20 protein-coding genes are annotated in these 26,361 nt (G+C 71.7%); 12 read left to right on the top strand and 8 right to left on the bottom strand.

The window, feature by feature from the left end:
• Window positions 1–21: 21 nt before the first annotated feature.
• From AC067Z_RS22870 to AC067Z_RS22855, 4 genes are read right to left on the bottom strand one after another with little or no spacing between them, the layout of a single operon-like run.
• A complete protein-coding gene (locus AC067Z_RS22870; protein ID WP_478791426.1) occupies window positions 22–723 on the bottom strand; it encodes a GTP-binding protein in 702 nt (233 codons plus the stop codon).
• A complete protein-coding gene (locus AC067Z_RS22865) occupies window positions 704–1,114 on the bottom strand; it encodes a DUF742 domain-containing protein (RefSeq protein WP_478791425.1) in 411 nt (136 codons plus the stop codon). The genes AC067Z_RS22870 and AC067Z_RS22865 overlap by 20 nt, the downstream gene beginning before the upstream one ends.
• Window positions 1,111–1,593, bottom strand: a complete 483-nt coding sequence (locus tag AC067Z_RS22860; RefSeq protein ID WP_478791424.1) for a roadblock/LC7 domain-containing protein — start codon at window positions 1,591–1,593, stop codon at window positions 1,111–1,113. The genes AC067Z_RS22865 and AC067Z_RS22860 overlap by 4 nt, the downstream gene beginning before the upstream one ends.
• Window positions 1,590–5,099 (bottom strand): sensor histidine kinase, encoded by a 3,510-nt coding sequence (locus tag AC067Z_RS22855; RefSeq protein WP_478791423.1) that lies wholly within the window; start codon window positions 5,097–5,099, stop codon window positions 1,590–1,592. The genes AC067Z_RS22860 and AC067Z_RS22855 overlap by 4 nt, the downstream gene beginning before the upstream one ends.
• 365 nt (window positions 5,100–5,464) lie before the next feature.
• On the opposite strand from AC067Z_RS22855, the gene AC067Z_RS22850 reads away from it, so the two are divergent.
• On the top strand, window positions 5,465–6,253 hold the full coding sequence (locus AC067Z_RS22850) for a hypothetical protein (RefSeq protein ID WP_478791422.1): 789 nt from the start codon (window positions 5,465–5,467) through the stop codon (window positions 6,251–6,253).
• Between the two features lie 45 nt (window positions 6,254–6,298).
• On the opposite strand, the gene AC067Z_RS22845 is transcribed toward AC067Z_RS22850, so the two are convergent.
• On the bottom strand, window positions 6,299–6,781 hold the full coding sequence (locus AC067Z_RS22845; RefSeq protein ID WP_478791421.1) for a MarR family winged helix-turn-helix transcriptional regulator: 483 nt from the start codon (window positions 6,779–6,781) through the stop codon (window positions 6,299–6,301).
• A gap of 231 nt (window positions 6,782–7,012) precedes the next feature.
• Here AC067Z_RS22845 and AC067Z_RS22840 point away from each other — a divergent pair, with 231 nt between their 5' ends.
• On the top strand, window positions 7,013–7,840 hold the full coding sequence (locus AC067Z_RS22840) for a lysozyme (protein ID WP_478791420.1): 828 nt from the start codon (window positions 7,013–7,015) through the stop codon (window positions 7,838–7,840).
• A gap of 55 nt (window positions 7,841–7,895) precedes the next feature.
• Here AC067Z_RS22840 and AC067Z_RS22835 read toward each other — a convergent pair whose 3' ends face one another.
• Complete coding sequence (locus AC067Z_RS22835) at window positions 7,896–8,696, bottom strand: pentapeptide repeat-containing protein (RefSeq protein ID WP_478791419.1); 801 nt, start codon at window positions 8,694–8,696, stop codon at window positions 7,896–7,898.
• A 96-nt stretch (window positions 8,697–8,792) separates the two neighbouring features.
• Entirely contained in the window at window positions 8,793–11,204 is a 2,412-nt protein-coding gene (gene lon, locus AC067Z_RS22830; protein WP_478791418.1) for an endopeptidase La, read from the bottom strand.
• Window positions 11,205–11,437: 233 nt separating this feature from the next.
• On the opposite strand from lon, the gene AC067Z_RS22825 reads away from it, so the two are divergent.
• The 10 genes from AC067Z_RS22825 to AC067Z_RS22780 all read left to right on the top strand — a co-directional run bounded on the left by AC067Z_RS22825 (window position 11,438) and on the right by AC067Z_RS22780 (window position 23,284).
• Entirely contained in the window at window positions 11,438–11,974 is a 537-nt protein-coding gene (locus AC067Z_RS22825; RefSeq protein WP_478791417.1) for a hypothetical protein, read from the top strand.
• 118 nt (window positions 11,975–12,092) lie between these two features.
• Complete coding sequence (locus AC067Z_RS22820; protein WP_478791416.1) at window positions 12,093–12,686, top strand: RNA polymerase sigma factor; 594 nt, start codon at window positions 12,093–12,095, stop codon at window positions 12,684–12,686.
• On the top strand, window positions 12,683–13,579 hold the full coding sequence (locus AC067Z_RS22815) for a zf-HC2 domain-containing protein (RefSeq protein WP_478791415.1): 897 nt from the start codon (window positions 12,683–12,685) through the stop codon (window positions 13,577–13,579). The genes AC067Z_RS22820 and AC067Z_RS22815 overlap by 4 nt, the downstream gene beginning before the upstream one ends.
• Window positions 13,576–14,367, top strand: coding sequence for an ABC transporter ATP-binding protein (locus AC067Z_RS22810; RefSeq protein ID WP_478791414.1), 792 nt, complete (start codon window positions 13,576–13,578; stop codon window positions 14,365–14,367). Before AC067Z_RS22815 ends, AC067Z_RS22810 begins: the two co-directional genes overlap by 4 nt.
• Window positions 14,364–15,728 carry a hypothetical protein gene (locus AC067Z_RS22805; protein ID WP_478791413.1) on the top strand — a complete coding sequence of 455 codons (1,365 nt, stop codon included), beginning with the start codon at window positions 14,364–14,366 and terminating at the stop codon, window positions 15,726–15,728. The genes AC067Z_RS22810 and AC067Z_RS22805 overlap by 4 nt, the downstream gene beginning before the upstream one ends.
• Window positions 15,725–16,339 carry a hypothetical protein gene (locus tag AC067Z_RS22800; protein WP_478791412.1) on the top strand — a complete coding sequence of 205 codons (615 nt, stop codon included), beginning with the start codon at window positions 15,725–15,727 and terminating at the stop codon, window positions 16,337–16,339. The genes AC067Z_RS22805 and AC067Z_RS22800 overlap by 4 nt, the downstream gene beginning before the upstream one ends.
• A 241-nt stretch (window positions 16,340–16,580) precedes the next feature.
• A complete protein-coding gene (locus AC067Z_RS22795) occupies window positions 16,581–17,276 on the top strand; it encodes a spermine/spermidine synthase domain-containing protein (RefSeq protein ID WP_478791411.1) in 696 nt (231 codons plus the stop codon).
• Window positions 17,277–17,379: 103 nt separating this feature from the next.
• Complete coding sequence (locus AC067Z_RS22790; protein WP_147988102.1) at window positions 17,380–18,117, top strand: response regulator transcription factor; 738 nt, start codon at window positions 17,380–17,382, stop codon at window positions 18,115–18,117.
• Window positions 18,114–19,217 (top strand): HAMP domain-containing sensor histidine kinase, encoded by a 1,104-nt coding sequence (locus tag AC067Z_RS22785; protein WP_478791410.1) that lies wholly within the window; start codon window positions 18,114–18,116, stop codon window positions 19,215–19,217. The genes AC067Z_RS22790 and AC067Z_RS22785 overlap by 4 nt, the downstream gene beginning before the upstream one ends.
• Window positions 19,218–19,486: 269 nt before the next feature.
• A complete protein-coding gene (locus AC067Z_RS22780; protein ID WP_478791409.1) occupies window positions 19,487–23,284 on the top strand; it encodes a multifunctional oxoglutarate decarboxylase/oxoglutarate dehydrogenase thiamine pyrophosphate-binding subunit/dihydrolipoyllysine-residue succinyltransferase subunit in 3,798 nt (1,265 codons plus the stop codon).
• A gap of 64 nt (window positions 23,285–23,348) precedes the next feature.
• Here AC067Z_RS22780 and fxsT read toward each other — a convergent pair whose 3' ends face one another.
• Window positions 23,349–26,357, bottom strand: a complete 3,009-nt coding sequence (gene fxsT / locus AC067Z_RS22775) for an FxSxx-COOH system tetratricopeptide repeat protein (RefSeq protein WP_478791408.1) — start codon at window positions 26,355–26,357, stop codon at window positions 23,349–23,351.
• Between the last annotated feature and the right edge of the window lie 4 nt (window positions 26,358–26,361).

Here is a 26,361-nt window from a genome sequence, read left to right as displayed (position 1 = left end):
CTGGGGTGCTCCGTAGATCTGCTATTCGGGGGTGGCTTCGAGGGCGTGGGCGACGAGCGCGAGCAGCGACTCGATGACCGTGACCCGGTTGCGGGCATCCATGATCACCACGGGCACGTGCGGCGGGACCGTCAGGGCCTCCCGCACGTCCTCGGCCTCGTAACCGGTCGTTCCCTCGAAGTGGTTGACGGCGACGATGTACGGCAGCCCGCAGCTCTCGAAGTAGTCGAGTGCCGGGAAGCAGTCCGGCAGCCGCCTCGTGTCGGCCATCACGACGGCCCCGATGGCCCCGCGCACCAGGTCGTCCCACATGAACCAGTAGCGCTTCTGGCCGGGCGTGCCGAAGACGTAGAGCACCAGGTCGTCGTCGAGCGTGAGCCGGCCGAAGTCCATCGCCACGGTGGTGGTGACCTTGTCGGGCGTGGCGCCGAGGTCGTCCGTGTCCTCACTGGCCCGGGTCATCAGCGCCTCGGTCCGGAGCGGAGTGATCTCCGAGACCGAACCGACGAAGGTCGTCTTGCCGACGCCGAAGCCGCCCGCGACCACGATCTTGGTCGCGGTGGGGGCCCGGGTGGTGTCCAGCTGCCAGGCCTGCGCCTCCTCTTCCGTACCCGGGCCGGTGCCCGAGGCGGGTGACGGGGAGGTGCCGTCCATGGCTGACGTGGCCGTGTCCTGCGGGGGGTGCTGTCGGGCAACGAGCGTGTCAGAGGCGGCGGAGTCCACTCAGCACCCTTTCGAGCAGTGCGCGGTCGGGCTGGCCGGTGCCGTGACCGGTCCCGTACACGCGGATCTTTCCCTGGTCCGCGAGGTCGCTGAGGAGGACCCGGACGACGCCCAGCGGCATCTTGAGCAGCGCCGAGATCTCGGCGACGGTACGCATCCTGCGGCACAGTTCGACAATCGCCCGCAGCTCGGGCATGACACGCGAGGCGAGGGTGCCGCCGGGCAGTTCGCGGCGCTCCGCAGGTGCTTCGAGCGCGGCGACGAACGTCTCGACGAGCAGGACGTGACCGAAGCGGGTGCGGCCGCCGGTGAGGGAGTACGGGCGGACGCGGGCGGGTCGCCGCCCCTCGCCGCGCACCGGAAGTCGGGGGAACGAAGCGGCGGCTGTCATCGGGTGCTCTCCATCGATTTGCGCAGCTCGCTGCGGACTTCGGGAGTGAGTACATGTCCGGCACGGCCGACGAACAGGGCCATGTGGTAGGCGACGACGCTCATGTCGCAGTCCGGAGTGGCGTGCACACCCAGGAGGGAGCCGTCGCTGATCGACATCACGAAGACGCTGCCTTCGTCCATCGCGACCATCGTCTGCTTCACTCCGCCGCCGTTCATGAGCCCGGCCGCCCCGATCGTGAGGCTGCCGATGCCGGAGACGATGGTGGCGAGGTCGGCACTGGAGCCACGGGGGCCCTGGGGGTGCCGGGGTGCTGCCGGGGCCGTGTTCTGTGCGGGGTCGGAGGAGAGCAGCAGCAGCCCGTCGGACGAGACGACGGCGACCGAGCGGACCCCTGGCACCTCCTCCACGAGATTGCCCAACAACCACTGCAGATTACGGGCCTCGCTGCTCAGCCCGAATGTGCCGGTCGCAGTCAACTGCGTGCCTCCTCGACTGTGTCCCCCGTCTCTGTCTCCGTGCGTACGGTGAATCCGTTCTGCTGCACGGTGTCGGCGGCCTCGGCGGCCTCCGGAGTCTCGGCGAGCTCGGCGATCTCGGCCTCGGCGTCGCGTCGTCCGTCCTTCGCGCCCTGCTGGAAGCCGCCGAGCCTGCGGCGCAGGACGTCGGGGTCGATGCTCCCGGTGCGCCCGTCGGGCGCGGCAGGGGGTGCGACGGACTTGGGGGTCCGCTTGGGCAGGCCCTTGTCGGTGACCCGGTCCCACGGGACGTCACCGGCCGCCGGTGCGGGGGCCTCCGGCGCCATGGCCTCCGGGGCGGTGGCGTCCGGGGCTGTGACCTCCAGGGCGGTGGCGTCCGGGGCCGCGGGCTGCTCGGGCAGCCGCATCGCGAACGTCGCCTGGTCGATGCCGTCCGAGCCGGGCTCGCCGTCGACGGTCCGCTCATGGGTGTCCGGCTCCGCCGCGGCGGCGCGGATCGCCCGCTCGGCGGCGGCCACGAACGGGTCGGTCTCGGGGGTGGCTTCGAGGCCGGGGGTGGCGGCGGCGGTGTCCGGACGGGCCGTACCGGCGACGGAGTCGTGGACCGGAGCCGGGTCGGGCAGCAAGCCGGCGGCCGGCGGCTCCGTGCGCGCCGTGTCCGCAAACCCAGGGGCGCTCACCGGGTCCGCCGGGGCGGGCTCGACGGGCACGGCCACGGCCACGTCCACGTCCGCGGGCGGAACGTCGTCGTTCGGCGGCGCGCCGGGCTCGGCCCGATCCGCGGCCGGCAGGCTGTCCGCCTCGGCCAGGTCCGCAAGCGCCGACCGGACCACGGCACCCGCAGGAGACGCCGGTTCGGCGGCCGGGGCCGCGGGCTGCATCTCGTCCACGTCGGCCGAAGGCTCGACCGCGCCCGCAGCCGGCTCCGCGGGCGGCACCGGGGCAGCCCGGTCGGACGCGGCCACCGAGTCCACGGGCTCCGCCCCGTCACGGACATCGGCCGGGTCGGCCTGCGACGCGGGGGTGGTCGCCCGCGCGTCAGCGGGCACGTCCGCGGGCAGCACCGGGGACGTCCGGTCCACGGGATGCACGGGCTCCGCTCCGTCCGGGACCGCGGGCTCGCCCACCGCGCCCGCTGCCGCCGACTCCGTCTTCGCGCGCGGCGGCGTGCGCCTCGGGCTCGGGGGAAGGGCGTTGGAGTTCGCCTCGGCCGCCGAGCCCGGGAGGCGCAGTGTCGGGGCCGCGCCGGCCACCGTGACCTGCTGGGCCGCCGTCGCCGGCGGGCCGGCCGGGAGCAGCGCCGCCGGGACGACGACGACCGCGGTGATGCCACCCTGCTTGTGTTCGCGCAGCTGGATCCGTACGCCGTGGCGCGCCGCCAGCAGCGCGGCCACCCGCAGGCCCAGGCCCTCGGCCTCGCGGCCGGCCCGGGTCTCGTAGGTCTGGGGGTGTTCCAGCTGCTCGTTCACCTCGGTCATGCGCGCTTCGGTCATGCCGATGCCCGCGTCCTGGACGGAGAGCATCACCTCACCGCTCTCCAGCAGCCAGCCGGACATCTCGACCTGGGCGTCCGGCGGGGAGAACGAGGTGGCGTTCTCCAGCAGTTCGGCGACCAGGTGGCTGAGGTCGTCCGCGGCGAAGCCGGCGACCTGGGCATGCGGCGGCAGGGACTGGATGACGACGCGGTCATAGCGCTCGATCTCGCTGACCGCGGCGCGCAGGACGTCGACGAGCGGGACCGGGCCGACGTGGCCCTGCCCGTGTTCGGCGCCCGCGAGGACCAGGAGGTTCTCGCTGTGGCGGCGCATGACCGTGGCCATGTGGTCGAGCTTGAAGAGGGTGGCGAGCCGTTCCGGGTCCTGCTCGCGTTCCTCCAGCTTCTCGATGACGCCGAGCTGGCGCTCGACGAGACCGAGGGTGCGCAGCGAGAGGTTGACGAAGGTGTGGTGCACGGTGTGACGCAGGCGGTCGAGCTCGGTGGTGAGCGAGGCGGTGTGCTCGCGCAGTTCGGTGCGCGCCTCGGCCAGCTCCGCGCCGAGAGCCTCGCGGGAGCCGATGAGGTCTCCGCGGTCGCTGTCGAGGCTCTCGACGCGTACGCCGAGATCACGCAGCTTGCCGTGCAGGGTGTTGAGGGAACGTACGACCTGGGCGAACTCGTCGTTGCGGCCGGTGAAGCGGACCGGCTCCTCGGTCTCGGGCGCCTCCGCGAGCCGGGCGGCGCCGATGCGCAGGACGGCGAGCGGGCGGGTGAGCGTACGGGAGACGGCGGCGAGCACGCCGATGGTGACGACGAGCAGTCCGCCGAGCAGGGCGATGCGCAGTTCGAGGGCGGTGACGTCGTCGTCCCGAAGCTGTTCGAAGCGCTCGAGCCGGTCGGTGGCGAGCGCGGTCTCGGCACCGCGCATCTGCTCGATGCGGGCGGTGAGCGCGGACTCCAGTTTGCCGGGGTCGGTCTTGCGTTCGGCGGTGGAGAGCTGCGGCTGGTCGGTGAGGCGGGCGAGCTGCGTCTCGGCGGTCGCGACCTCGGGGCCGGTGACGGTCGCGGCGAGCTTGTCGCGGGCGTCGTTGTCGGCGGCCTGGTCGAAGTCGGCGAGCGCGGCGAGTTCACGAACGCGGGCCTGCTGGGCCGCGGCGCTGAGCGCGTTGCGGGTGCGGGCGTCGGTGCCGGAGTCCACACCCTCGGTCTCCACGGGCAGGCCGGTGACCGGGTCGTACGTCAGTTTGGTGGCGGGGCGGGGCACGGCGAGCGCGGCGAGGAGCAGTCCCCGCGAGGCGGAGGCCTGCTCGACGGCGAACCCGAGCGCGGCGGGCGCCCTGCCCGCTGCCGCGGCGCGCGGCGGGGTCTTCTCGGCGAGCTCGTCGGCGAGTGCCTGGAGCCGGGCGACGACAGCGGTGTATGCGCGGTGTGCCTCCATCGGCGTGCCCTTGCCGCTCAGCGCGGTGCGGCGCACGGAGGGTACGGAGGCGAGCTCGCGGCGCAGTTCGGCGTGGTCGTCGGGGACGGCGGCGCGGATCTCGTCGATCTGCCGGTCGACGCGGGCGCTGAGGGCCGCCGCGGCCTTCCGGCGGTCGGGTCCGCTCTTGTCGTCGCCGCCCGCTTCGCCGTTGCCGGCGTCGCGGCCGGCGGCGACGTACGTGGTCACGGCGTCGCGTTCATCGGAGAGCGAGTGGGCCAGGGTGACGGCTTGGCGGTCGAGCTCGGCGAGGGTCACCAACTGCTGGGACCCGTTCAGTTCCGAGGAGGTGGCGAGGATGCCGGGCGCCCCCGCGCCGATGACGACGAGGGACACGACGGCGACGCCCGCGACGAGCCGTCGGCGTACGCGCACGGGTCGGCCCGACGGAGTCACCGGATCCGGCAGAGGAGTTGCGGAGGGGTCACCGGGGACGGGGAGGGGCCGGCCGGGCTCCTGCTGGGACCGGGGGGCCGCAGTGGCCGGGGCCTCGGCCTCGCCCGCGGTTCCCGTGGTCCTGCCGCCTTTGCCCCGAGGCCGCTTCTTCTGCACCGGTGCTCGCAATCTTGCTTGACTCGTCCACCCATGAAGCAGAGATGACGACCGGTCACACGCGAGAGCCCCACCCCTGGTACGGCTTCCGACCATTCCAGTGCCTTTGGGAGGGAGGCGCGCATCGGCCGCTCCGCCACCCGAACGAGTGAACAACACTCCTGAGTTGGCGAACAACTTTCCCGAACGGCCCGACGGCCTGTCCTCGGCGCGCGGGTTGGACCTCGCGCCCACCCTTTGGCAGGATGCGCGCCCGCAGCTTCGCACAGCAGCCCATATGGGTCGAAGCAGCCCGCTGACCTGCCGGTACGAGCCAATCGGCGCTTCGTGCAGGCTTGGTGGAGGTGTGATGCAGACTGAGTTTCATGCGCATCGAACTGGCCACTGCATCCGGCTCCCCCGAACGCCCCAACGAGGACTGGGCGTCCGTCGCGCTGCCCGCGTCCGGCCAGGGCGGAACGCTCGTCGTGCTGGACGGAGTGACACCGCCCCTCGGTGACACGGGATGTGCGCACGGCGTGCCCTGGTTCACGGCGCGGCTCGGCGGAGCCCTGGTCGAACTGTCCGGTTCGCGGCGTGATCTGACACTCCGGGCCGTCCTCTCCGAGGCGATCCGGCGCACCGCGGACGCACACCGCGACACGTGTGACCTTTCTCACGTGCGCACTCCTCAGGCAACCGTGGTCCTCGCGCGCTGGGGCGGCCCCGCGGAGGAGGTGGAGTATCTGGTCCTCTCCGATTCGACGCTGCTGCTGGAGTCGGCCGACGGGTCGGTGCGCGCGGTGCTGGACGACCGGCTCGACCGGCTGCCCCGCGAGGCTTTGCGCACGCACGCCTCCGCGGACGCGCTGCGCAACGCGGAGGGCGGGTTCTTCACGGCGGCTGCCGATCCGGCGGTGGCCGCCCGTGCGGTGGCGGGAAGCGTTCCGCGTGCCGGGGTGCGTGCGGTGGCCGCACTGAGCGACGGGGCGTCGCGCTGGGTGGACATGTTCGCGGAGGGCGACTGGGTGGCGTGCGTCGAGGTGCTGCGCAAGGAGGGTGCGCAGGCGCTGATCGACCGGGTGCGGGCGCTGGAGACGGTGGCGGAGCAGCGCACGCAGGTGATCCGCTGGAAGCTGCACGACGACGCGTCGGCGGTGTTCGCCGAGCTGTGAGGCAGGACGGGCCTGCCGCCGGGGCTCTCCGCGGCCCGCGGCCCCTCAGCTCTCCGCGCGTGTGTTCAGCTGATGCAGCAGCCGGGCCAGTTCGGCGACCTCGCCGCGGTCCCAGCCGGCGAGCTTGTTCCGGTAGCGGCCGCGGCGGGCGTCGCGCACATGGCGGAACCGGGCCACCCCTTCGTCCGTGAGCCGTACGAGGGAAGCGCGACCGTCGGCGGGGTCGGGTTCGCGGCTCACCAGTCCGAGTTCCTCGAGCGCGCGCAGTTGTCTGCTCATGGTCGCCTTGCCGACCCCGAAGTACCCGGCGAGCTCGGTGGCGCGCTGCCGGCCGGCTTCCTCCAGGCGTACGAGAAGGCCGTAGGCGGCGGGTTCCAGATCGGGGTGGACCTCGCGGGCCATCTCTCCGGACGAGGCCCTCGCGCGGCGCAGAAAGACCGCCAATTCCCGTTCCAAGGCGAGGAATTCGTGGTCCACACCATTCCCCTCCCGGGAGTCGGCTTCATTTGCCGTACCGCTTTCGTGCACGTCAGCACCCCTCGCACGCTTTCCTGGTCGTGAAAGTTTCTTCCGGCGGCCGGCGTCGCCGCAGCTCCACAAGTATTTCGCAGGCGTAGACCAACGGCAGCACCCCGTGCCCCTTTCCCCGCCGCGGTCTACGTGCGTAGCGTCACTCATGGCATGTCCACACCATACGGTCCGCCACGACATGTCGACACGTCGTCAGATCCCCCCCACCGAGGTCTTCGGAGGCACGCTATGCCCGTGCACAGATCCGGAACGACGACCGGCCGTACGCGCCTCGCGGCAGCCGGCACTCTCCTCGCAGTCCTCTCCCTCCTCCTCACGCTCCCCGCGTCCGCGGATACGGCCGGCAAACCGGCCCGCGGTCTGGCCCACATGGGCATGGGCGTCATCGCCCATGACGGCCAGGGCGGCACCCCACGCGACTCCCGCGCGGTCCAGACGGAAGGCGTCGACGTCTCCAGCCATCAGGGGAACGTCAACTGGTCCGCTCTGTGGGCCAGCGGCGTCTCATGGGCCTATGTGAAGGCCACCGAGGGCACGTACTACAAGAACACCTACTTCTCACAGCAGTACAACGGCTCGTACGACATCGGCATGATCCGCGGGTCGTACCACTTCGCGACCCCGGACACCGCGACGGGCACGGCCCAGGCCGACTACTTCGTCGACAACGGCGGCGGCTGGTCCCGCGACGGGAGGACCCTGCCCGGCGCCCTGGACATCGAGTGGAACCCGTACGGCGACGCCTGCTACGGCAAGTCGCAGTCCGCGATGGTGACCTGGATCCGCGACTTCCTCAACCGCTACAAGGCGCGCACCGGACGCAACGCCGTCATCTACACCGCGACCAGCTGGTGGACGCAGTGCACCGGCAACTACAGCGGCTTCGGTGCCGCCAACCCCCTGTGGATCGCCCGGTACAACACCACGCCCGGCACACTGCCGGGCGGCTGGGCCTACCACACGATGTGGCAGTACACCTCGTCCGGGCCGATCGTCGGCGACCACGACAAGTTCAACGGCGCGTACGACCGCGTCGTGGCGCTCGCCAACGGCTGAGCCCCTCCGCGCCCTGCGCGCACGCACCCACGACCCGTCCCGTCGCCGCCCGTCGTCACGACCAGTGCGCGGGGCGGGTCAGCCCGTCCGGGAGGCGGGTGGCGGCATCGCCGCGTGCCGCGTTCACCTGCGGCTGGGTGAGGAAGATGCAGCCGGTCAGGTCCGCGCCGGACAGATCGGCGTCCCTGAGATCGGCCCCGATGAGGTCGGCAAGCCGCAGATCGGCGCCCAAGAGGTCGGCGGCGATGAGATACGTGCCGCGCAGGTTCGCCCCGCGCAGATCCGCGCCCCGCAGCCGCGCGCCCATGAGGTCCGCTCCCCTGCGGTCCTTCCGCCGGCCGCGTCCGGCCTCCCCGCGTACGAATTCGCTGGTGCGCAGCAGCAGGACGTTGACCTCCTGGCGCCGCGCGGCAACGTCGAGCTTCAGCAGGGCGTCGGGGGCGAGCCGGGTGAGCTCCTCGACGGTCTCCCGCTGCCGGCGCAGAGCGGGGTGGATCTCGCGGGCCGGGGGCAGCGCCAGCGCCTCGTCCAGATACCAGAGCAGTTCGTGCAGCTGCCGCACGACGGGGAAGACGGCGAACATCTCGGATGCGGTGCCGGGGGCCTGCCGCCAGCTGGTGCCGCCGTAGGTGACCTGCGAGACCTGCTGACCCGCGCCGAAGCAGTCGTAGACGGTGCAGCCCTGGAAGCCGCTGGTGCGCAGCCGGTCGTGGATGCCGCAGCCGAAGTCGGTCCGCAGATTGGCACAGGGCGTGCCGGCGTCCTTGTTCACGGCGAAGTCGGCGGAGGCGGCGAAGGGCAGTGCGACGCAGCACAGCCCGAAGCAGTTCGAGCAGTCGGCCTGCAGGGTGGTCATCCGTCCATTGTGCGGCAACGGCGGACGCCCGAAGTGTGGCCCTCGGGGGACGCCGAAGGGGCACGGTGATCGCCACCGGGCCCCTTCGCTGCACGGTCAGGCCGCGGCCGCCACCGGCACCTCCGCGGCGGACAGCGCGATCTCCAGCACCTGCCGGACGTCCGTCACCGGGTGGACCTCCAGCTTGTCGAGGATCTCGGCCGGGACGTCGTCCAGGTCCGCCTCGTTCCGCTTGGGGATCACGACGGTCGTGATGCCCGCCCGGTGTGCGGCGAGCAGCTTCTGCTTCACACCGCCGATCGGCAGCACCCGGCCGGTCAGGGACACCTCACCGGTCATCGCCACGTCCGTGCGCACCAGCCGCCCCGAGAGCAGCGAGGCGAGTGCCGTCGTCATCGTGACGCCCGCGCTCGGGCCGTCCTTGGGCACCGCGCCGGCCGGGAAGTGGATGTGCACACCCCGGTCCTTGAGGTCGGCGACCGGCAGCTCCAGTTCGGCGCCGTGCGAGCGCAGGAAGCTCAGCGCGATCTGCGCGGACTCCTTCATCACGTCGCCGAGCTGGCCGGTCAGTGTGAGGCCCGCCGCGCCGGTCTCCGGGTCGGCGAGCGACGCCTCGACGAACAGGACGTCGCCGCCCGCGCCGGTGACCGCGAGACCGGTGGCCACACCGGGCACCGCGGTACGGCGCTCGGCAGGGTCCTGGGCGGACTCGGGCACGTGGTGCGGTCGTCCGATCAGGTCGCGCAGCTCGGCGTCGGTGACGGTGAACGGCAGCTCCCGGTCGCCCAGTTCGTGCTGGGCCGCGACCTTGCGCAGCAGACGTGCGACGGACCGCTCCAGGTTGCGTACGCCCGCCTCACGGGTGTACTCGCCCGCCAGCTTGCGCAGCGCCGAATCGTCCAGGGTCACCTCGCCGACATCCAGCCCCGTCCGCTCCAGCTGGCGCGGCACCAGGTGGTCCCGGGCGATGACGACCTTCTCGTCCTCGGTGTAGCCGTCGAGACGGACCAGCTCCATACGGTCGAGCAGGGCTTCCGGGATGGCCTCGAGCACGTTGGCCGTGGCGAGGAAGACGACATCGCTGAGGTCGAGCTCGACCTCCAGGTAGTGGTCGCGGAAGGTGTGGTTCTGCGCCGGGTCGAGGACTTCGAGCAGCGCCGCGGCCGGGTCGCCGCGGAAGTCGGAGCCGACCTTGTCGATCTCGTCGAGCAGGACGACCGGGTTCATCGAACCGGCCTCCTTGATGGCACGGACGATCCGGCCGGGCAGCGCGCCGACGTAGGTGCGCCGGTGGCCGCGGATCTCGGCCTCGTCGCGTACGCCGCCGAGTGCCACGCGGACGAACTTCCGCCCCATTGCGTGCGCCACGGACTCACCGAGCGAGGTCTTGCCGACACCGGGCGGGCCGACGAGCGCCAGGACGGCGCCGCCGCGCCGGCCGCCGACGACGCCGAGGCCCCGGTCGGCGCGGCGCTTGCGCACCGCGAGGTATTCGGTGATGCGCTCCTTCACGTCCTGCAGGCCCGAGTGCTCGGCGTCCAGGGTCGCCTTGGCGCCCTGGATGTCGTACGCGTCCTCGGTGCGCTCGTTCCACGGCAGTTCGAGGACGGTGTCGAGCCAGGTGCGGATCCAGGAGCCTTCGGGGCTCTGGTCGCTCGAGCGCTCGAGCTTCTCGACCTCCTTGAGCGCGGCATCGCGCACCTTCTCGGGCAGGTCGGCGGCCTCGACGCGGGTGCGGTAGTCGTCGGACTCGTCGCCCTCGGACTCCCCGTTCAGTTCGCGCAGCTCCTTGCGCACGGCGTCGAGCTGACGGCGCAGCAGGAACTCGCGCTGCTGCTTGTCGACGCCCTCCTGGACGTCCTTCGCGATGGACTCGGCGACGTCCTGCTCCGCCAGGTGCTCGCGCAGCTGCTCGGTGGCGAGCTTGAGACGGGCCACCGGGTCGGTGGTCTCCAGCAGTGCGATCTTCTGGGCGGTGGTGAGGAACGGCGAGTACCCGGAATTGTCGGCGAGCTGCGAGATGCCGTCGATCTGCTGCACGCGGTCGACGACCTGCCAGGCGCCGCGCTTCTTCAGCCAGTCGGTGGCAAGGGCCTTGTACTCCTTGGCCAGTTCGGTCACCGAGCCGGGCAGGGGATCGGGAACGGTCTCCTCGACAACGGTGCCCTCGACCCACAGGGCCGCGCCGGGCCCGGTGGTCCCGGCACCGATACGGACGCGCCCCACACCGCGGATCAGCGCACCGGGGTCACCGTCCGAGAGCCGGCCGACCTGCTCGACGGTGCCCAGCACACCGGTCGCGGCGTAGGTGCCGTCGACGCGGGGAACGAAGAGCACCTTCGGCTTGTTGCCGGAGGGACGGGCGGCAGCCTGGGCGGCCTCGACCGCGGCCCGCACCTCGGTGTCGGACAGGTCGAGCGGCACGACCATGCCGGGCAGCACGACCTCGTCGTCGAGCGGCAGGACGGGCAGAGTGAGCGGTGAGTACGCCGTGGAATCGGCAGCCATGATCTCCCCTTAGGCAGTCAAGTTGAGCTGTACGGACTCAATGCACATGAGCCCCTGGATGTTCCCCTGAAGGTGTTCGCTGTCAGCGATCATCGAGATCCGGTCGGCGACGGACCGTGTGACCTGGAAGGACGTGTCGCTTGCTGCACGGGTCTGCCGTTCCCCCGGACGGACGGGCATGCTCGACGCGGAAGCGGTCGGGCCGGAGGGGCCGAGGGGACAACGGGGGACGCATGAACGGACGGATGCGGTCGGCGGCACTGATGCTCGCCTGTGTACTGGCGGCGGGCGGCTGCAGCACAGCGGGCGAATCGGTGAGCGACGCCGGGGCTCGGCCGTCGCCGGGGACGGCCGAACCGGCCACCTCGGCACCGGAGCAGCCACCGCAGCAGTCGCCGGAGCCGTCGGCTCCGCCGTCCTCGACGCAGCCGGAACCGCCTCTGCCGTCCCCGGGACACGTGCTCGTCGGGATGACCGTCACCGGCGGATTCGCCGGCGTGCACGACCGGCTCGTCGTACGCGCGGACGGCACGTACACCATGACGCGGCGCACCGGGAAGCAGCAGTCCGGGCGGATGACCCCCGGCGAACTCTCCACGCTGACGAGGGCGCTCGACGACGCGCGGTTCGCGCAGCTGCCGAGCATCGTGGTCGGCGCGCCCGTCGCCGACGGCTTCCAGTACCGGATCACCCACAATGGCCACACCGTCACCACCGACGACGGCGCGGAGGCGCTCAAGGACGTCATCGCCGCCATGCCCGCCCGCTGACGGGTTCCGAGCGTACGAAACCGCCGCAGACCGGACCCGTCCACGGCGCCGGTCCGTAGCCCCAGCCGTGAGGTGAACCGGACGCCCGCCCCCGGGCGATAGAGAGAACGTGAGACTGATGCGCCCCTCGGGGGGAGACCGGGACGACGACGCGGCGTTGCTGCGCGCGGTCGCCCGCGGCGACACGGAAGCGCTCGGGGTGTTCCACGACCGGCACGCAGGCTGGCTGCACACCCGTCTTTCGCGGCGCTGCGCCGATCCGGAGACCGTACGGGAAGTACTGCAGGACACCTTCGTGACGGTCTGGCGCTCCGCGGGCTCGCACCGCGGTGGCGGCGACGCCGGCGGCTGGCTGTGGGTGATCGCCGCGCGGCGCCTGGTCGATGCCCAGCGGGTCAGGGCCCGGCAGGAGCGCCTGGTCCACGCACCGGCCGAGCCCGTGCCGTCCGCCGAGGAGCGCGTGCTCGCCGGGCTGGAGTACGGGGACGTCGGCACTGCCCTGGAGCGGATCTCGCCCGAACTGCGCGAGGTGCTGCGGGCGACGGTCGTCGACGGGCTGACCACGCGGGAGGCGTCGCGGCTGCTCGGCATACCCGAGGGAACGGTCAAGACCCGCGCGCTGCGGGCCCGTCGCGAACTGCGGGCGGCACTGGAAGTCCCCTCACGCCCGCAGGGCGTGGGGCGAGGGCCTGCGTGGGGAGGCACGGCGTGAACACGTGGCACGTCACGGATGAACTCGCGGCCGGGTACGCCTCGGGCGCCGTCCCCGAACCGGACGCCTGGTCGCTGGAGAAGCACGTCGAGTCGTGCACACCCTGTGCGTCGAGAGTCTCGGCAGCCGTCCGCGCCGGTGCGGCGGGCCCGCTGCTCGCCGAGCTGCGGGCGGACGCCCTGGTGACCGCCGCGGCCGCACCGGCCCGCGGACCGGTGCTCTCGCGCCTGCGGGCACGCCGCACCGCGGCCGGACCCGGCCGGATCAGGCGTGCCGCAACGGCCGCCCGGTTCGCCTGGGCGGTCGGCCCGGGGCTGCACCGGGCCTGGGTCCTGGCGCTGCTGCTCGTCGGGGCGGGGGCGCTGGGCCTCGGACACGGCGCCGGGTTCGACGGGACCCGGCCCCTGCTGCTGCTCGTCGCGCCCCTGCTTCCCCTCGCGGGCGTCGGGCTGTCGTACGGACGGCATTGCGACCCGGTCCACGAGATCGCCGCTTCCACCCCGTCCGGCGGGCTGCGGCTGCTGCTGACGCGCACGGCCGCCGTGCTCGCGGTGTGCGTCCCGCTGCTCACGGCGGTCGGTGCGCTGCTGCCGGCGGGCACAGGTGGGCCGGGGGCCGCGGCCTGGCTGCTGCCGGGTCTCGCCCTCACCCTCGCGGCGCTGGCCCTCGGTTCGTACATCGGCTGCCGGACGGCTTCGGGTGCGCTGGCGCTCGGCTGGCTGGCCGTGGTCGTCGGGCCCGTGGTGGCGGCGATGCCCGCGGAGGTGGCCGGCCAACTCGCCCGGTACGTCGGCGGGCCGGCCACCCAGGGCGCCTGGGGCGCCGCGGCCGTGCTGTGCGCGGGGCTGCTCGCCGTTCGCCGTTCCTCGTACGACCACTTGGAGAAGATGTGAGCACCGGTACGGCGCGGGTCACCGGTCTGACGGTCCGGCACCGCAGAACGATCGCGCTCGACTCCGTCGACCTGTCGTTCGACGTCGGGGTGCACGGCCTTCTCGGCCCGAACGGCGCAGGGAAGACGTCCCTGATCAGGGTCCTGGCGACGGTCGCCGAACCGAGCGGCGGCCGGGTGGAACTGCTCGGCCACGACGTGTCCGGCCACCGCGAGCGGGCGGAGGCCCGGCGCAAACTGGGCTACCTGCCGCAGGAATTCGGCTACTACCCCGGATTCACGGTGCGCGAGTTCGTGGCGTACGTCGCGTGGCTGAAGGAGATGCCGGGCGGCGCCGTCCCGGCCGCGGTGGAGGCCGCGGTCGAGCGCGTCGGGCTGGGTGACCGGATCGACGCGAAGATCAGGACGCTGTCGGGCGGCATGGTGCGCCGCGTCGGCATCGCGCAGGCGATCGTGAACGAGCCGCGGCTGCTGCTCCTCGACGAGCCGACGGCCGGTCTCGATCCGGAGCAGCGTGTCGAGTTCAGAGCACTGCTGCGGGAGTTGGGTGCCGCTTCCACCGTGATCGTCTCCACGCATCTGGTGGAGGACGTGGCGGCGGCCTGCTCGGCGGTGACCCTGATCGAATCGGGCACGCTCGCATTCCGCGGCTCCACCGGGGAACTGACCGCGCTCGGCAAGGACTCCGCACACGACGAGGGCGGTGCGGTCACGCTCATCGAACGCGGTTACACGGCGGCGCTCCGCACCCATCGGGCCGGGCGAGCGGTCGCGAAGGCGGCACGATGACCACGACCGCCGCGCCCGCGCCCGCGGTCCCCGCCGACCGCCCCGCCCCGCATCCGCTGCGCAGTGAACTGCTGCGCGGCTTCGCCCCCTGGGCCGGTCTTGCCGTCGCCGCGACGCTGGCGATCGCTGTCGGCACCAAGTCTGCTCAGTGGCAGGGAAGTTGGGGGGAGACGCAGACCCAGCTGCACACCGCGGGCGCCTTGCTGGGCGGGCCGCTCGCGGGCGCCGCGGGCTGTTGGCACGGCGGCAGGGAGCGAAGGCGGCGTACGGACGAGCTGCGCGCGACCGCCGCGCGGGGCCCACTGGCGCAGCTCCTCACGGCGTCGCTGCCGCTGGCCGCATGGGTGGCTGCCGGTTACTCGGTCGTCGCGGCGGGGGCACTGGCCGCCACCTGGCCGTACACCTCGGCCGCTCGCCCGCTGATCGCCCCGGTCGTGGCCGACGCCGCGTTCCTGATGGCCATGTCGCTGCTGGGCCACGTCGTCGGGCGGCTGGTCGCCTGGCGGGTGGCGGCTCCGGCGCTCGCCGTCTGTGGATATCTGGCCCTGGCCGTCCCGGCCTACGCGCAGGGCCCGGCCCGTCATCTCAGCCCGGCGGCCGCCGATATGACGGCCGACATGCTCCCTGTGTGGTGGCAACCCGTCGCCGCGATCGTCTGGACGGGCGGTCTCGCGGCTGCCGCGGTCCTCGTCTACGCCGCGCGGCGCCGGTACACGGCACTGCTGCCCCTTGCGGCCGCGGCTGCCTCCGCCGTTCTCATCGTCCAGACCGGTGACGGCATGTGGCGCGACCACCCCTTGTCGCGGCGTCAGGTGTGCGACACCTCGGTACGTCCCGCGATCTGCGTGAACGCCCTCCACCCCGGGCTGCTCCCCGAGGTCAAGGTCGCCCTGTCCGGCGTCACCGGCCGGCTCGAAGGGGTCGGGAATCTGCCGGTCCGGTACGAGGACCTGCTCCGGGAGCCGAAGCCGGACGAGGCACAGCTGCCCGTGCTGACCCCGTTGGGCTGGACGGTGGTCCGCGGTGAACTGACCGATCAGGAGCAGTACGCGTGGGAGGCCGCGGCGGCACTCGTCGGACGCGGGGCCTGCGACGTCCCTCTCACGGACGAGCGCGTGATCCGTGCGGACACGGCGGTGATCGAATGGCTCGCGCCGAACCGCCTCCGGGAGCGGATGGACCGCGACAGTCTCCGGTGGGCCCGCGAGCGCGGTGACGAGAGGCAGATCGCCTCGATCGAGGCGGATCTGGCCGCCCGTACCCGCCTGGGCGGCATGCCCGACGACGTGCGCCGCGCCTGGCTGACGCGCTGGTTCGCGACCGCACGCAGCTGCGATCCGAAGGACGTGCCCGTCCTGTGAACCCACCGGTGAACCCGCTCAGCGGTCCCCTGCTGCTCGCCCGTGCGCGAGCCGTCCCACCCGTCGTGTTGTCACTGACCGCCGTCGCGCTGCTGGCGGTCTGGTCGGCGCACGGTCTGACCGCGTATCTCGACCCCCAGCGCCGCGTCCCGGTGGTCGCCCTCGCTCCGCTGCTCGCCGCGGCCGTGATCGGTACCGGGTTCCACACGTCCATGGACGAGCTGGAACGCACGGCCGTGCGTCCCTGGTGGCCGCGGCGGCTGGCGCAGGCCCTGGGACTCACCGCGACAGCAGCGGCGCTGCTGGCGCCGGCGGTGCTCGGCCATGCCGACACGTTCGGTGCCCCCGCCATGGTGCGCAACACCCTCGGCACGGTGGGCATCACGGCGGCCGCGGCCGTGCTGATCGGCGCGCGCCTGAGCTGGCTGCCGGCATTCGCGTATCTCAGCACCGTGTATCTGGGCGCACCGCGCGCGTACGGGGGCACGGCGCAGATCTGGGCCTGGCCGATGCAGCCGGGCCCGCAGCCCGGGGCGTGGGTGAGTGCCGCCGCCCTGTTCCTCGGGGGCACCGGTCTGTACGCCTGGCGCGGTCCACGCCGCGAGGGGTGACCGCGACCGGAGGCACGGCCGCCACGAGGGGAGCGGCCGTGCCCGGGGCCTGTCCGGCCGATCAGGCTTGATCGGCCGGACGGGCCGGACAGGCGGGCAGGGCGGGCGGACAGGCCGGCAGGCACCGGGAGCCGGTGCGGGCCACCGGCTCCCGCCTGCATATCGGTTTGTCCCGTACGGGGCCGCCCGGACAAGATGGGCACGTCCGCCTCACCCGCGCGCCGCCCGGAGGTCACCTCCCATGCCGTTCCCCGACAGCGATGCCCCCGTCACCCTCGACCGGCGTGAGGGTTCTCACGGGGAGGTCGTCCTGCGGCGGCGCGGCGAGGGCGACGCGGCGGTGCACGAGATCATCGTCAACGGGTGCTTCCTGATGGACACCTCGGACGGCCGCTCGGAGCGGCTGCTGATCGACGCCGCGTACGACGCGATAGCGACGGGCAACGCCGCGCCGAGCATCCTCATCGGCGGTCTCGGTGTCGGTTTCTCCCTCGCCCGGGCCGCGGCCCGTCCCGGCTGGCGTCACATCGTCGTCGTCGAACGCGAGCAGGCGATCATCGACTGGCACAGGTCGGGGCCGCTGGCGGCGATCTCCGGCGAGGCGCTCGCCGACCCGCGCTGCGTGATCCTGCACACGGACCTCGTGGCGTATCTGAGCAGCGCCGACGACCACTTCGACGCCCTGTGTCTGGACATCGACAACGGGCCGGACTGGACCGTCACCGAGGACAACGGCGACCTCTACTCCCCCGCCGGACTCGCCGCCTGTCAGCGGGTGTTGAAACCGGGCGGGGTGCTCGCCGTCTGGTCCGCACAGCCGTCGTCGGTCTTCGAGGATGCGTTGCGGAATGCCGGATTCAGCGGGGTAAGAACCGAAGAGATCCACCTTGCCCGAGGCGTACCGGACGTGGTCCACCTCGCACTTCGTCCTGCGTAGCCGGGACGCCTTCGATGCCCTTACGCTGCTGGGACACACACGGGATCTACCTCGATCCGGATCCACGTGCAGCTCGCAGTGAAACAGGTACAGGGGCGGGGCGATGGAGCAGACACACACCACGCACAACGGCGTCGCGGCTACGCCAGGAGCCCAGCGCCGGGTGCTGGTCGTCGAGGACGACGCCACGATCGTCGACGCCATCGCGGCGCGGCTGCGGGCCGAGGGCTTCCTGGTCCAGACGGCCCTCGACGGACCGGCCGCCGTGGACGCGGCGGAGGCGTGGCAGCCCGATCTGATGGTGCTCGACGTGATGCTGCCGGGCTTCGACGGTCTGGAGGTCTGCCGTCGGGTGCAGGCGCAGCGGCCGGTTCCGGTGCTGATGCTCACGGCCCGTGACGACGAGACGGACATGCTGGTCGGTCTCGGTGTCGGCGCGGACGACTACATGACCAAGCCGTTCTCGATGCGCGAGCTCGCCGCCAGGGTGCATGTGCTGCTGCGCCGGGTGGAGCGCGCCGCGCTCGCCGCCGTGACGCCGCGCAGCGGCATCCTGCGGCTGGGCGAACTGGAGATCGACCACGCGCAGCGCCGGGTACGGGTACGGGCCGAGGACGTACATCTGACGCCCACCGAATTCGATCTGCTGGTGTGCCTGGCGAACACCCCGCGTGCGGTCCTCTCCCGTGAGCAGCTGCTCGCAGAGGTCTGGGACTGGGCGGACGCCTCCGGCACCCGCACCGTCGACAGCCACATCAAGGCGCTGCGCCGGAAGATCGGTGCAGAGCGGATCCGTACCGTGCACGGCGTCGGCTACGCGTTGGAGACGCCGGCACCATGAGCCGGCGTCCCCGCGGCCGGCTGCGGAAACGACTGGGCATCGGTTCCCTCACGATCTCGATCAAGACGAAGCTGAGCACGCTCGTCGTCGTCTCGGTCCTGATCACGACCGGTCTGATGCTGATGGCGTTCCACAGCAAGACCGAGGTGCGCTTCATCACGGTCTTCACGATCATCGCGACGCTGCTGATCACCCAGTTCGTGGCGCACGGTCTGACCGCACCGCTGGACGAGATGAACACGGTCGCCAAGGGCATATCGCACGGCGACTACACGCGCCGCGTACGCGGCGCCGACCGCCGCGACGAACTCGGCGACCTGGCCTCCACCATCAATCGCATGGCCGACGACCTGGAGGCCGTGGACCAGAACCGCAAGGAACTGGTCGCCAACGTCTCGCACGAGCTGCGCACCCCGATCGCCGCGCTGCGCGCCGTGCTGGAGAACGTCGTCGACGGAGTCTCCGCCGCCGATCCGGAGACGATGCGCACGGCGCTGAAGCAGACCGAGCGGCTCGGCCGGCTGGTCGAGACGCTGCTGGACCTGTCCCGCCTGGACAACGGCGTGCTGCCGCTGCGGGCCCGCCGTTTCGAGGTGTGGCCGTATCTGTCGGGTGTGCTGAAGGAGGCCAACCTGGCGTCCGCCCAGCGCGGCCTGGCCTCGGGCTCCGGCCACCACACCCGCACCGACGTCCATCTGCACCTGGATGTCTCGCCGCCGGAGCTGACCGCGCACGCGGACGCCGAGCGGCTGCACCAGGTGGTGGCGAATCTCATCGACAACGCGGTGAAGCACTCGCCGCCGCATGGCCGGGTGACCGTGCGGGCCCGGCGCGGCTTCGGCCGAGAGTCGCTGGACCTGGAGGTGCTCGACGAGGGTCCGGGCATTCCGGAGCAGGAGCGGCACCGGGTCTTCGAGCGTTTCAACCGCGGCCAGGTCGCCTCGCCGCACGGTCCGGGCAGCGACGGTGGTACGGGGCTGGGGCTGGCGATCGCGCGCTGGGCGGTGGACCTGCACGGTGGCCGTATCGGTGTGGCCGAATCCGCACGCGGCTGCCGGATCCGGGTCACCCTTCCGGGCATCCCGGCGCAACGAGGTTGACGTAGGGTTCGAACCGGAAGCCGCCGTTCACCGTGCAATCGGTCAGAACGCGGAAAAGGCTGCAGGCCGGCGGGCCACAGCCGCGGCTCCGGCGTACCCTCACACAACCGGAACCCGACTTGTTTCCCGCCATTTACATCGCCGAAACCCGCCTTTCGGTGTGACTTGCGCGACGATGACCCGCCCGGCCTGCACCTCCCGGCCAGGGAGGCGTAGCCTTTATTTCCGCTGTCCATCACCTTGCGAAGCGGAAGAGGGCGGTTCTCGCCGTGTCGTCTCAGTCCCCCAGTAACTCGAGTCTCTCGACCGACCAAGGCGGGCAGGGTCAGAACCCTGCCGCCGCGTTCGGAGCCAACGAATGGCTCGTCGACGAGATCTACCAGCAGTACCTCCAGGACCCGAATTCGGTCGACCGCGCCTGGTGGGACTTCTTCGCCGACTACAAGCCGGGAGCAGCCGGCACGGCGGACAAGCCCGCGGCCGGTGCCGCAGCCGCGGGGGCTGCGGTGACCGCCGCCGCCCCGGCTCAGCCCGCCGCCCCCACCGCACCCGCGCAGGCCGCCCCGTCGGCCCCGGCTCCGGCCGCACCGGCCGCGCCCGCGGCCCGGGCGCCTGCCGCCCCGGCGAAGCCCGCGGCCACGCAGCCGGCGGCCGCCAAGCCCGCACCGGCCAAGCCGGCCGCCGGCGCCGAGGCTCCCGGCGGCCCCGAGTTCGTGACGCTGCGCGGCCCCGCCGCCGCGGTCGCGAAGAACATGAACGCCTCGCTGGAGCTGCCCACGGCCACGTCCGTGCGCGCCGTCCCGGTGAAGCTGCTCTTCGACAACCGCATCGTCATCAACAACCACCTCAAGCGCGCCCGTGGCGGGAAGATCTCCTTCACGCACCTCATCGGGTACGCGATGGTGCAGGCCATCAAGGCCATGCCGTCGATGAACCACTCCTTCGCGGAGAAGGACGGCAAGCCGACGCTCGTCAAGCCGGAGCACGTCAACTTCGGTCTGGCCATCGACCTGGTGAAGCCGAACGGCGACCGCCAGCTGGTCGTCGCGGGCATCAAGAAGGCCGAGACGCTCAACTTCTTCGAGTTCTGGCAGGCGTACGAGGACATCGTCCGCCGCGCCCGCAACAACAAGCTGACGATGGACGACTTCACCGGCGTCACCGTCTCGCTGACCAACCCCGGTGGCCTCGGCACCGTGCACTCCGTGCCGCGTCTGATGCCCGGACAGTCGGTCATCATGGGCGTCGGATCCATGGACTACCCGGCCGAGTTCCAGGGCACGTCGCAGGACACCCTGAACAAGCTGGGCATCTCCAAGGTGATGACCCTCACCTCGACGTACGACCACCGGGTCATCCAGGGCGCCGCGTCCGGCGAGTTCCTACGGATCGTCGCCAACTTCCTCCTCGGCGAGGAGAACTTCTACGACGAGATCTTCGAGTCGCTGCGCATCCCCTACGAGCCGGTCCGCTGGCTCAAGGACATCGACGCCTCGCACGACGACGACGTCACCAAGGCCGCGCGGGTCTTCGAGCTGATCCACTCCTACCGGGTCCGCGGCCACGTCATGGCCGACACCGACCCGCTGGAGTACCGCCAGCGCAAGCACCCCGACCTGGACATCACCGAACACGGCCTCACGCTCTGGGACCTGGAGCGCGAGTTCGCCGTCGGCGGCTTCGCCGGCAAGTCGATGATGAAGCTGCGCGACATCCTCGGCGTGCTGCGTGAGTCGTACTGCCGCACCACCGGCATCGAGTTCATGCACATCCAGGACCCGAAGCAGCGCAAGTGGCTGCAGGACCGGGTCGAGCGCGCGACCACCAAGCCGGAGCGCGAGGAGCAGCTGCGCATCCTGCGCCGTCTGAACGCGGCCGAGGCGTTCGAGACCTTCCTGCAGACCAAGTACGTCGGCCAGAAGCGCTTCTCGCTGGAGGGCGGCGAGTCCGTCATCCCGCTGCTCGACGCGGTCATCGACTCGGCCGCCGAGTCGCGCCTGGACGAGGTCGTCATCGGCATGGCCCACCGCGGCCGGCTGAACGTGCTGGCGAACATCGTCGGCAAGTCGTACGCGCAGATCTTCCGTGAGTTCGAGGGCAACCTCGACCCGAAGTCGATGCACGGCTCCGGCGACGTGAAGTACCACCTGGGCGCCGAGGGCACGTTCACCGGACTGGACGGCGAGCAGATCAAGGTCTCGCTGGTCGCCAACCCCTCCCACCTGGAGGCGGTCGACCCGGTCCTGGAGGGCGTCTCCCGCGCCAAGCAGGACGTCATCAACAAGGGCGGCACGGACTTCACCGTCCTGCCGGTCGCCCTGCACGGTGACGCGGCCTTCGCCGGCCAGGGTGTCGTCGCCGAGACGCTGAACATGTCGCAGCTGCGCGGCTACCGCACCGGCGGCACGGTCCACGTCGTCATCAACAACCAGGTCGGCTTCACCGCCGCCCCGGAGTCGTCACGTTCGTCGATGTACGCCACCGACGTGGCCCGCATGATCGAGGCGCCGATCTTCCACGTGAACGGCGACGACCCGGAGGCCGTGGTCCGCGTCGCGCGGCTCGCCTTCGAGTTCCGCCAGGCGTTCAACAAGGACGTCGTGATCGACCTCATCTGCTACCGCCGCCGCGGTCACAACGAGGGCGACAACCCGCAGTTCACCAACCCGCAGATGTACAACCTGATCGACAAGAAGCGCTCGGTGCGCAAGCTGTACACCGAATCGCTGATCGGTCGTGGCGACATCACGCTGGAAGAGGCCGAGCAGGCGCTCCAGGACTTCCAGGGCCAGCTGGAGAAGGTCTTCGCGGAGGTCCGCGAGGCGACCAGCAACCCGGCCCCGGCGCATGTCCCGGACGTCGAGGCCGAGTTCCCGGTGGCGGTCGGCACGGCGGTCTCCCAGGAGGTCGTCAAGCGGATCGCCGAGTCGCAGGTCAACATCCCGGACCACATCAAGGTGCACCCGCGTCTGATGCCGCAGATGCAGCGCCGCGCGGCGTCCGTCGAGGACGGCACGATCGACTGGGGCATGGGCGAGACGCTCGCCATCGGCTCGCTGCTGATGGAGGGCACCCCGGTCCGGCTGTCCGGCCAGGACACCCGCCGCGGCACGTTCGGCCAGCGCCACGCGGTGCTGGTGGACCAGGAGACCGGCGAGGACTACACCCCACTGCTCTACCTGACGGAGGACCAGGCCCGCTACAACGTGTACGACTCGCTGCTCAGCGAGTACGCCGCGATGGGCTTCGAGTACGGCTACTCGCTGGCCCGCCCGGACGCGCTGGTCATGTGGGAGGCCCAGTTCGGTGACTTCGTCAACGGCGCGCAGACCGTCGTCGACGAGTTCATCTCCTCCGCCGAGCAGAAGTGGGGCCAGCACTCCGGCGTCACGCTGCTGCTGCCGCACGGCTACGAGGGCCAGGGCCCGGACCACAGCTCCGCACGCCCCGAGCGCTTCCTGCAGATGTGCGCGCAGGACAACATGACGGTCGCGATGCCGACCCTGCCGTCGAACTACTTCCACCTGCTGCGCTGGCAGGTCCACAACCCGCACCACAAGCCGCTCATCGTCTTCACGCCGAAGTCGATGCTGCGTCTGAAGGCCGCGGCGTCGAAGGCGGAGGAGTTCACCACCGGCGGCTTCCGTCCGGTGATCGGCGACGAGTCGGTCGACCCCGCCGCGGTGCGCAAGGTCGTCTTCACGTCCGGCAAGTTCTACTACGACCTCGACGCCGAGCGTAAGAAGCGCGGCTCGACGGACACGGCGATCATCCGCCTCGAGCGTCTGTACCCGCTGCCGGGTGCGGAGCTGCAGGCCGAGATCGCCAAGTTCCCGAACGCCGAGAAGTACCTGTGGGCCCAGGAGGAGCCGGCGAACCAGGGTGCCTGGCCGTTCATCGCGCTCAACCTGATCGACCACCTGGACCTGGCCGTCGGCGCGGACATCCCGCACGGCGAGCGTCTGCGCCGCATCTCGCGGCCGCACGGCTCGTCGCCGGCGGTGGGCTCGAAGAAGCGCCACGAGCAGGAGCAGGAGCAGCTGGTCAACGAGGTCTTCGACGCCTGACCCCGAACGACCGCGAGGGCCCGGCATCCCGAGAGGGATGCCGGGCCCTCGGCGTTCGTGGGGCTCAGCCCAGATACGCCTCGAAGTCCCAGTACGGGCGGTTCCGCTGCCGGGCCGACAGCGTGTGCGGATGCTGCGCCCCCAGCGTGCGGGTGAGCGCGAGCAGGGCGTCCTCCTCCAGCTTTCCGGCCTCCTCCCGCTCCCGCAGCCCGCGAAGGTCGGCGGCGAGCGCGACCTGGCAGGAGAGCGTGAGGGGATGCTGGTCGCCCAGGGCATGCCGGGTGCGTCGCAGGGTCTCACGGCTGAGCTCCGCCGCTTCCTCGGTACGGCCGTTGAGGTTGCGGGCGCCGGCAGCGTTGAGCGCACAGCCCAGCACCCACGGGTGGTCGGGACCGAGCGTGGCTGTCAGCCCCGCGAGCGATGCCTCGAACATGGCCATCGCCTCGGCCCGTTCGCCGCACGCCTGCATGACGAGTCCGGTGTTGGCGAGCATGCCGGTCGCCACCGGGTGCGCCGGGCCGAGCAGTGACCGGTACCCGGACTCGGCCTCGGCGATCAGCTCGCGGGCGTGGTTGAGGTCCCCGTGCTCCCGCAGGTAGTTGCCGTAGTCGGTGACGAATGCCAGCGTGCGGTAGTGGGCTCGGCCGTGCACCTGCTCCATCTGTTCGAGCAGGCTGGCCATCATCGCGCCGATGTCCTGCGAGGAGCCGCCCTCGCGCCGGCGGCACTGGGTCAGCTGGGCGCGGGCGGACAGGGTCTGCGGATGCTGCGGCCCGAGCACCTGTACATGGAGCCGCAGGACGGACTCCTGGCGGGCGAGGGCGTCGCGGTAGCGGCCGAGCAGACGCAGGTCGTGGGAGCAGGCGCTGCCGGAGTTGAGGGTGGTGATGTGGCGTGCCCGCAGCACGCTCTCCCGCCGGGCCAGGGTTTCCGTGTCGAGGTCGTACGCGTCACGGTAGCGGCCGAGGAGTCTGAGGCAGACACCGAGGTTGTGGCGTGCGAGGAGAGTCGCGAAATCGTCGGCGCCGAGCAGCTCCTCGGTCCCTTCGAGGACGGCCTCCTGAAGCGCGTGCGCTTCCTTGTACTGCCCGAGGTGGCGGAATCCGGCCGCCAGTGCGCCGCTGCTGTTGAGTTCGCCCACCTGGTTCCGCGGTGAGGCTGCGCGCAGCTTCTCGCGCAGGGAGTGGTCGAGTTCGTAAGCGGTGCGGAAGCGGCCGCTGGCGCGCAGGATGTTGCTCTCCTGCGTGGTCAGGTCGAGCATCGGCTGGGCCAGCGGGTCCATGAAGCCGGACCAGCTCGTGCGGATGCGCTCGGCGAGGCGCGTTCCTGCTTTGAACTCGCCGCTGCGGAAGCAGTAGCGAAGGCAGTTCAGCACGGCTTCCTGGATGCGCGGGCCGGTGCTGGTGAGGGCGCCGGACGGTTCGAGGTGCGGCAGCAGTTCCGCGTAACGGGGCCAGTGCCTGCTGTCCATCGGGTTGCCCGGGTCGGCCTCCGCGAGCAGGGTCCGCACGGCCTTCCGGTGCATGCCGCTGTTCTCGTCCCGGGTCAGCTTGGAGACGATGTCGTGGACGAGCCGGTGCATGTGCACCGACTCCTGATGCGGTCCCATGTCCGCGTTGGCCGGCCCGCGCGTGTCCCGGGTGAGGACCGAGTAGTTGACCAGTGTGTCCAGCGCCCTGGTCCATGCGGGCAGGTCGGTGGCCATCCACCGCAGGTCCTCGGGCAGATCGGCGTGCGGATAGGCACGGATCAGGCCGAGGGGGATCCTGCCGGGCGCGAACGACGTGCACAGGCTGAGCACTTCGACGGCCTGGGGCTGGGCGCGGCGCAGCCGGTTGATCAGTATCGACCAGGAGGTCAGGGAGGACGTCGGGAATCCGTCACCGGCCGCGGGCTCGTCGATGGTGGACAGCCGGCGCTCCCGCACCATGCGGAGATACTCGGGCACCTCCATCCCGGACTCGCCCAGCCAGGCGGCCGCCTGGACCAGCGGCAGGGGTACGTCGCCGAACTCCGCGGCCACCTCGTCGGCCTGCTCCGCCGTCACATGCGGCGCGCGGCGCATCAGGTACCCGGTCGATTCGGCGCGGTCGAAGCTGGGCACCTCGACGACGTCGGTGTGTTCGCCCCAGCCGCGGTTGCGGGAGGTGATCAGGACATGGCCCGCCCCTTGGGGCAGCAGGACGTTCGCACCGTCCGTGTCGTCCCAGCCGTCGAAGATGACGAGCCAGCGGGAGTGCGGCTCGCCCCGGCGCAGCGCGTCGCGAACGGCACGGATGCGTTCGCCGGGTTCGTTACCGCTGCGCAGGCCGAGCTCGACGGCCAGTTCGCCCAGTCTGTCGCGCTGGATGTTGCGGTCGTCGGAGTTGACCCACCACACGACGTCGTAGTCGGGGCTGAAGCGGTTGGCGTACTCGGCGGCGATCTGGGTCTTGCCGATGCCGGACATGCCGAGCAGGGTGCAGGCGGCGTTGCCGCGTTCGGCGTCGGTCAGGCGCTGATGCAGTTCGGTGAGCAGATCGTCCCGACCCGTGAAGCGGGGGTTGCGGCGTGGGACCTCGCCCCAGATCTCCGGAGGCGTGTCCGGGTAGCGGGATCCCACGGACTGCGCGGGGCGGCGGGCGGCGGTTCGCCGGGGTTCGAGCCCGAGGCGGATCAGCAGGCGGTCCTCCGCCTCCTCCTCCCCCAGCCCCCACAGGTTCGCCGGTTCGAGAACGGCGGTGGCCGGCAGCAGGGACCGGTTGGTCAGGTTCACCGCGGCGAAGCGCTCGGCATGGGCGGCGACGAAGCCGCGCAGGACGCTGTTCCATTCGTCGGCGGGCCGTGGTCCCAGCTCGAAGAACCAGTCGTTGAGCACGAGGAGCACGCGTCCCCTGGCGAGCAGCAGGTCTCCCAGCGAGTCCTCGAGGGGGACGTCGCGCGGCGGGTCCCAGCGCTGCAGCGTCGCCCTGTGGCCGTGGTTCTCCAGGCGCTGCGCGATCCAGGCGGCCCAGGGCCGGTGGTAGCCGGGGAAGACCACCAGAAAGTGCTCGGGCTCCGCAGTGCCTCCGCCCGACCGCCGTTGTTCCACCATCCGC

This window comes from Streptomyces sp. NPDC043812 (assembly GCF_056436245.1).
The sequence above is the reverse complement of the archived record's forward strand: the minus strand, read 5'-3'. Positions and strand labels throughout refer to the sequence as shown.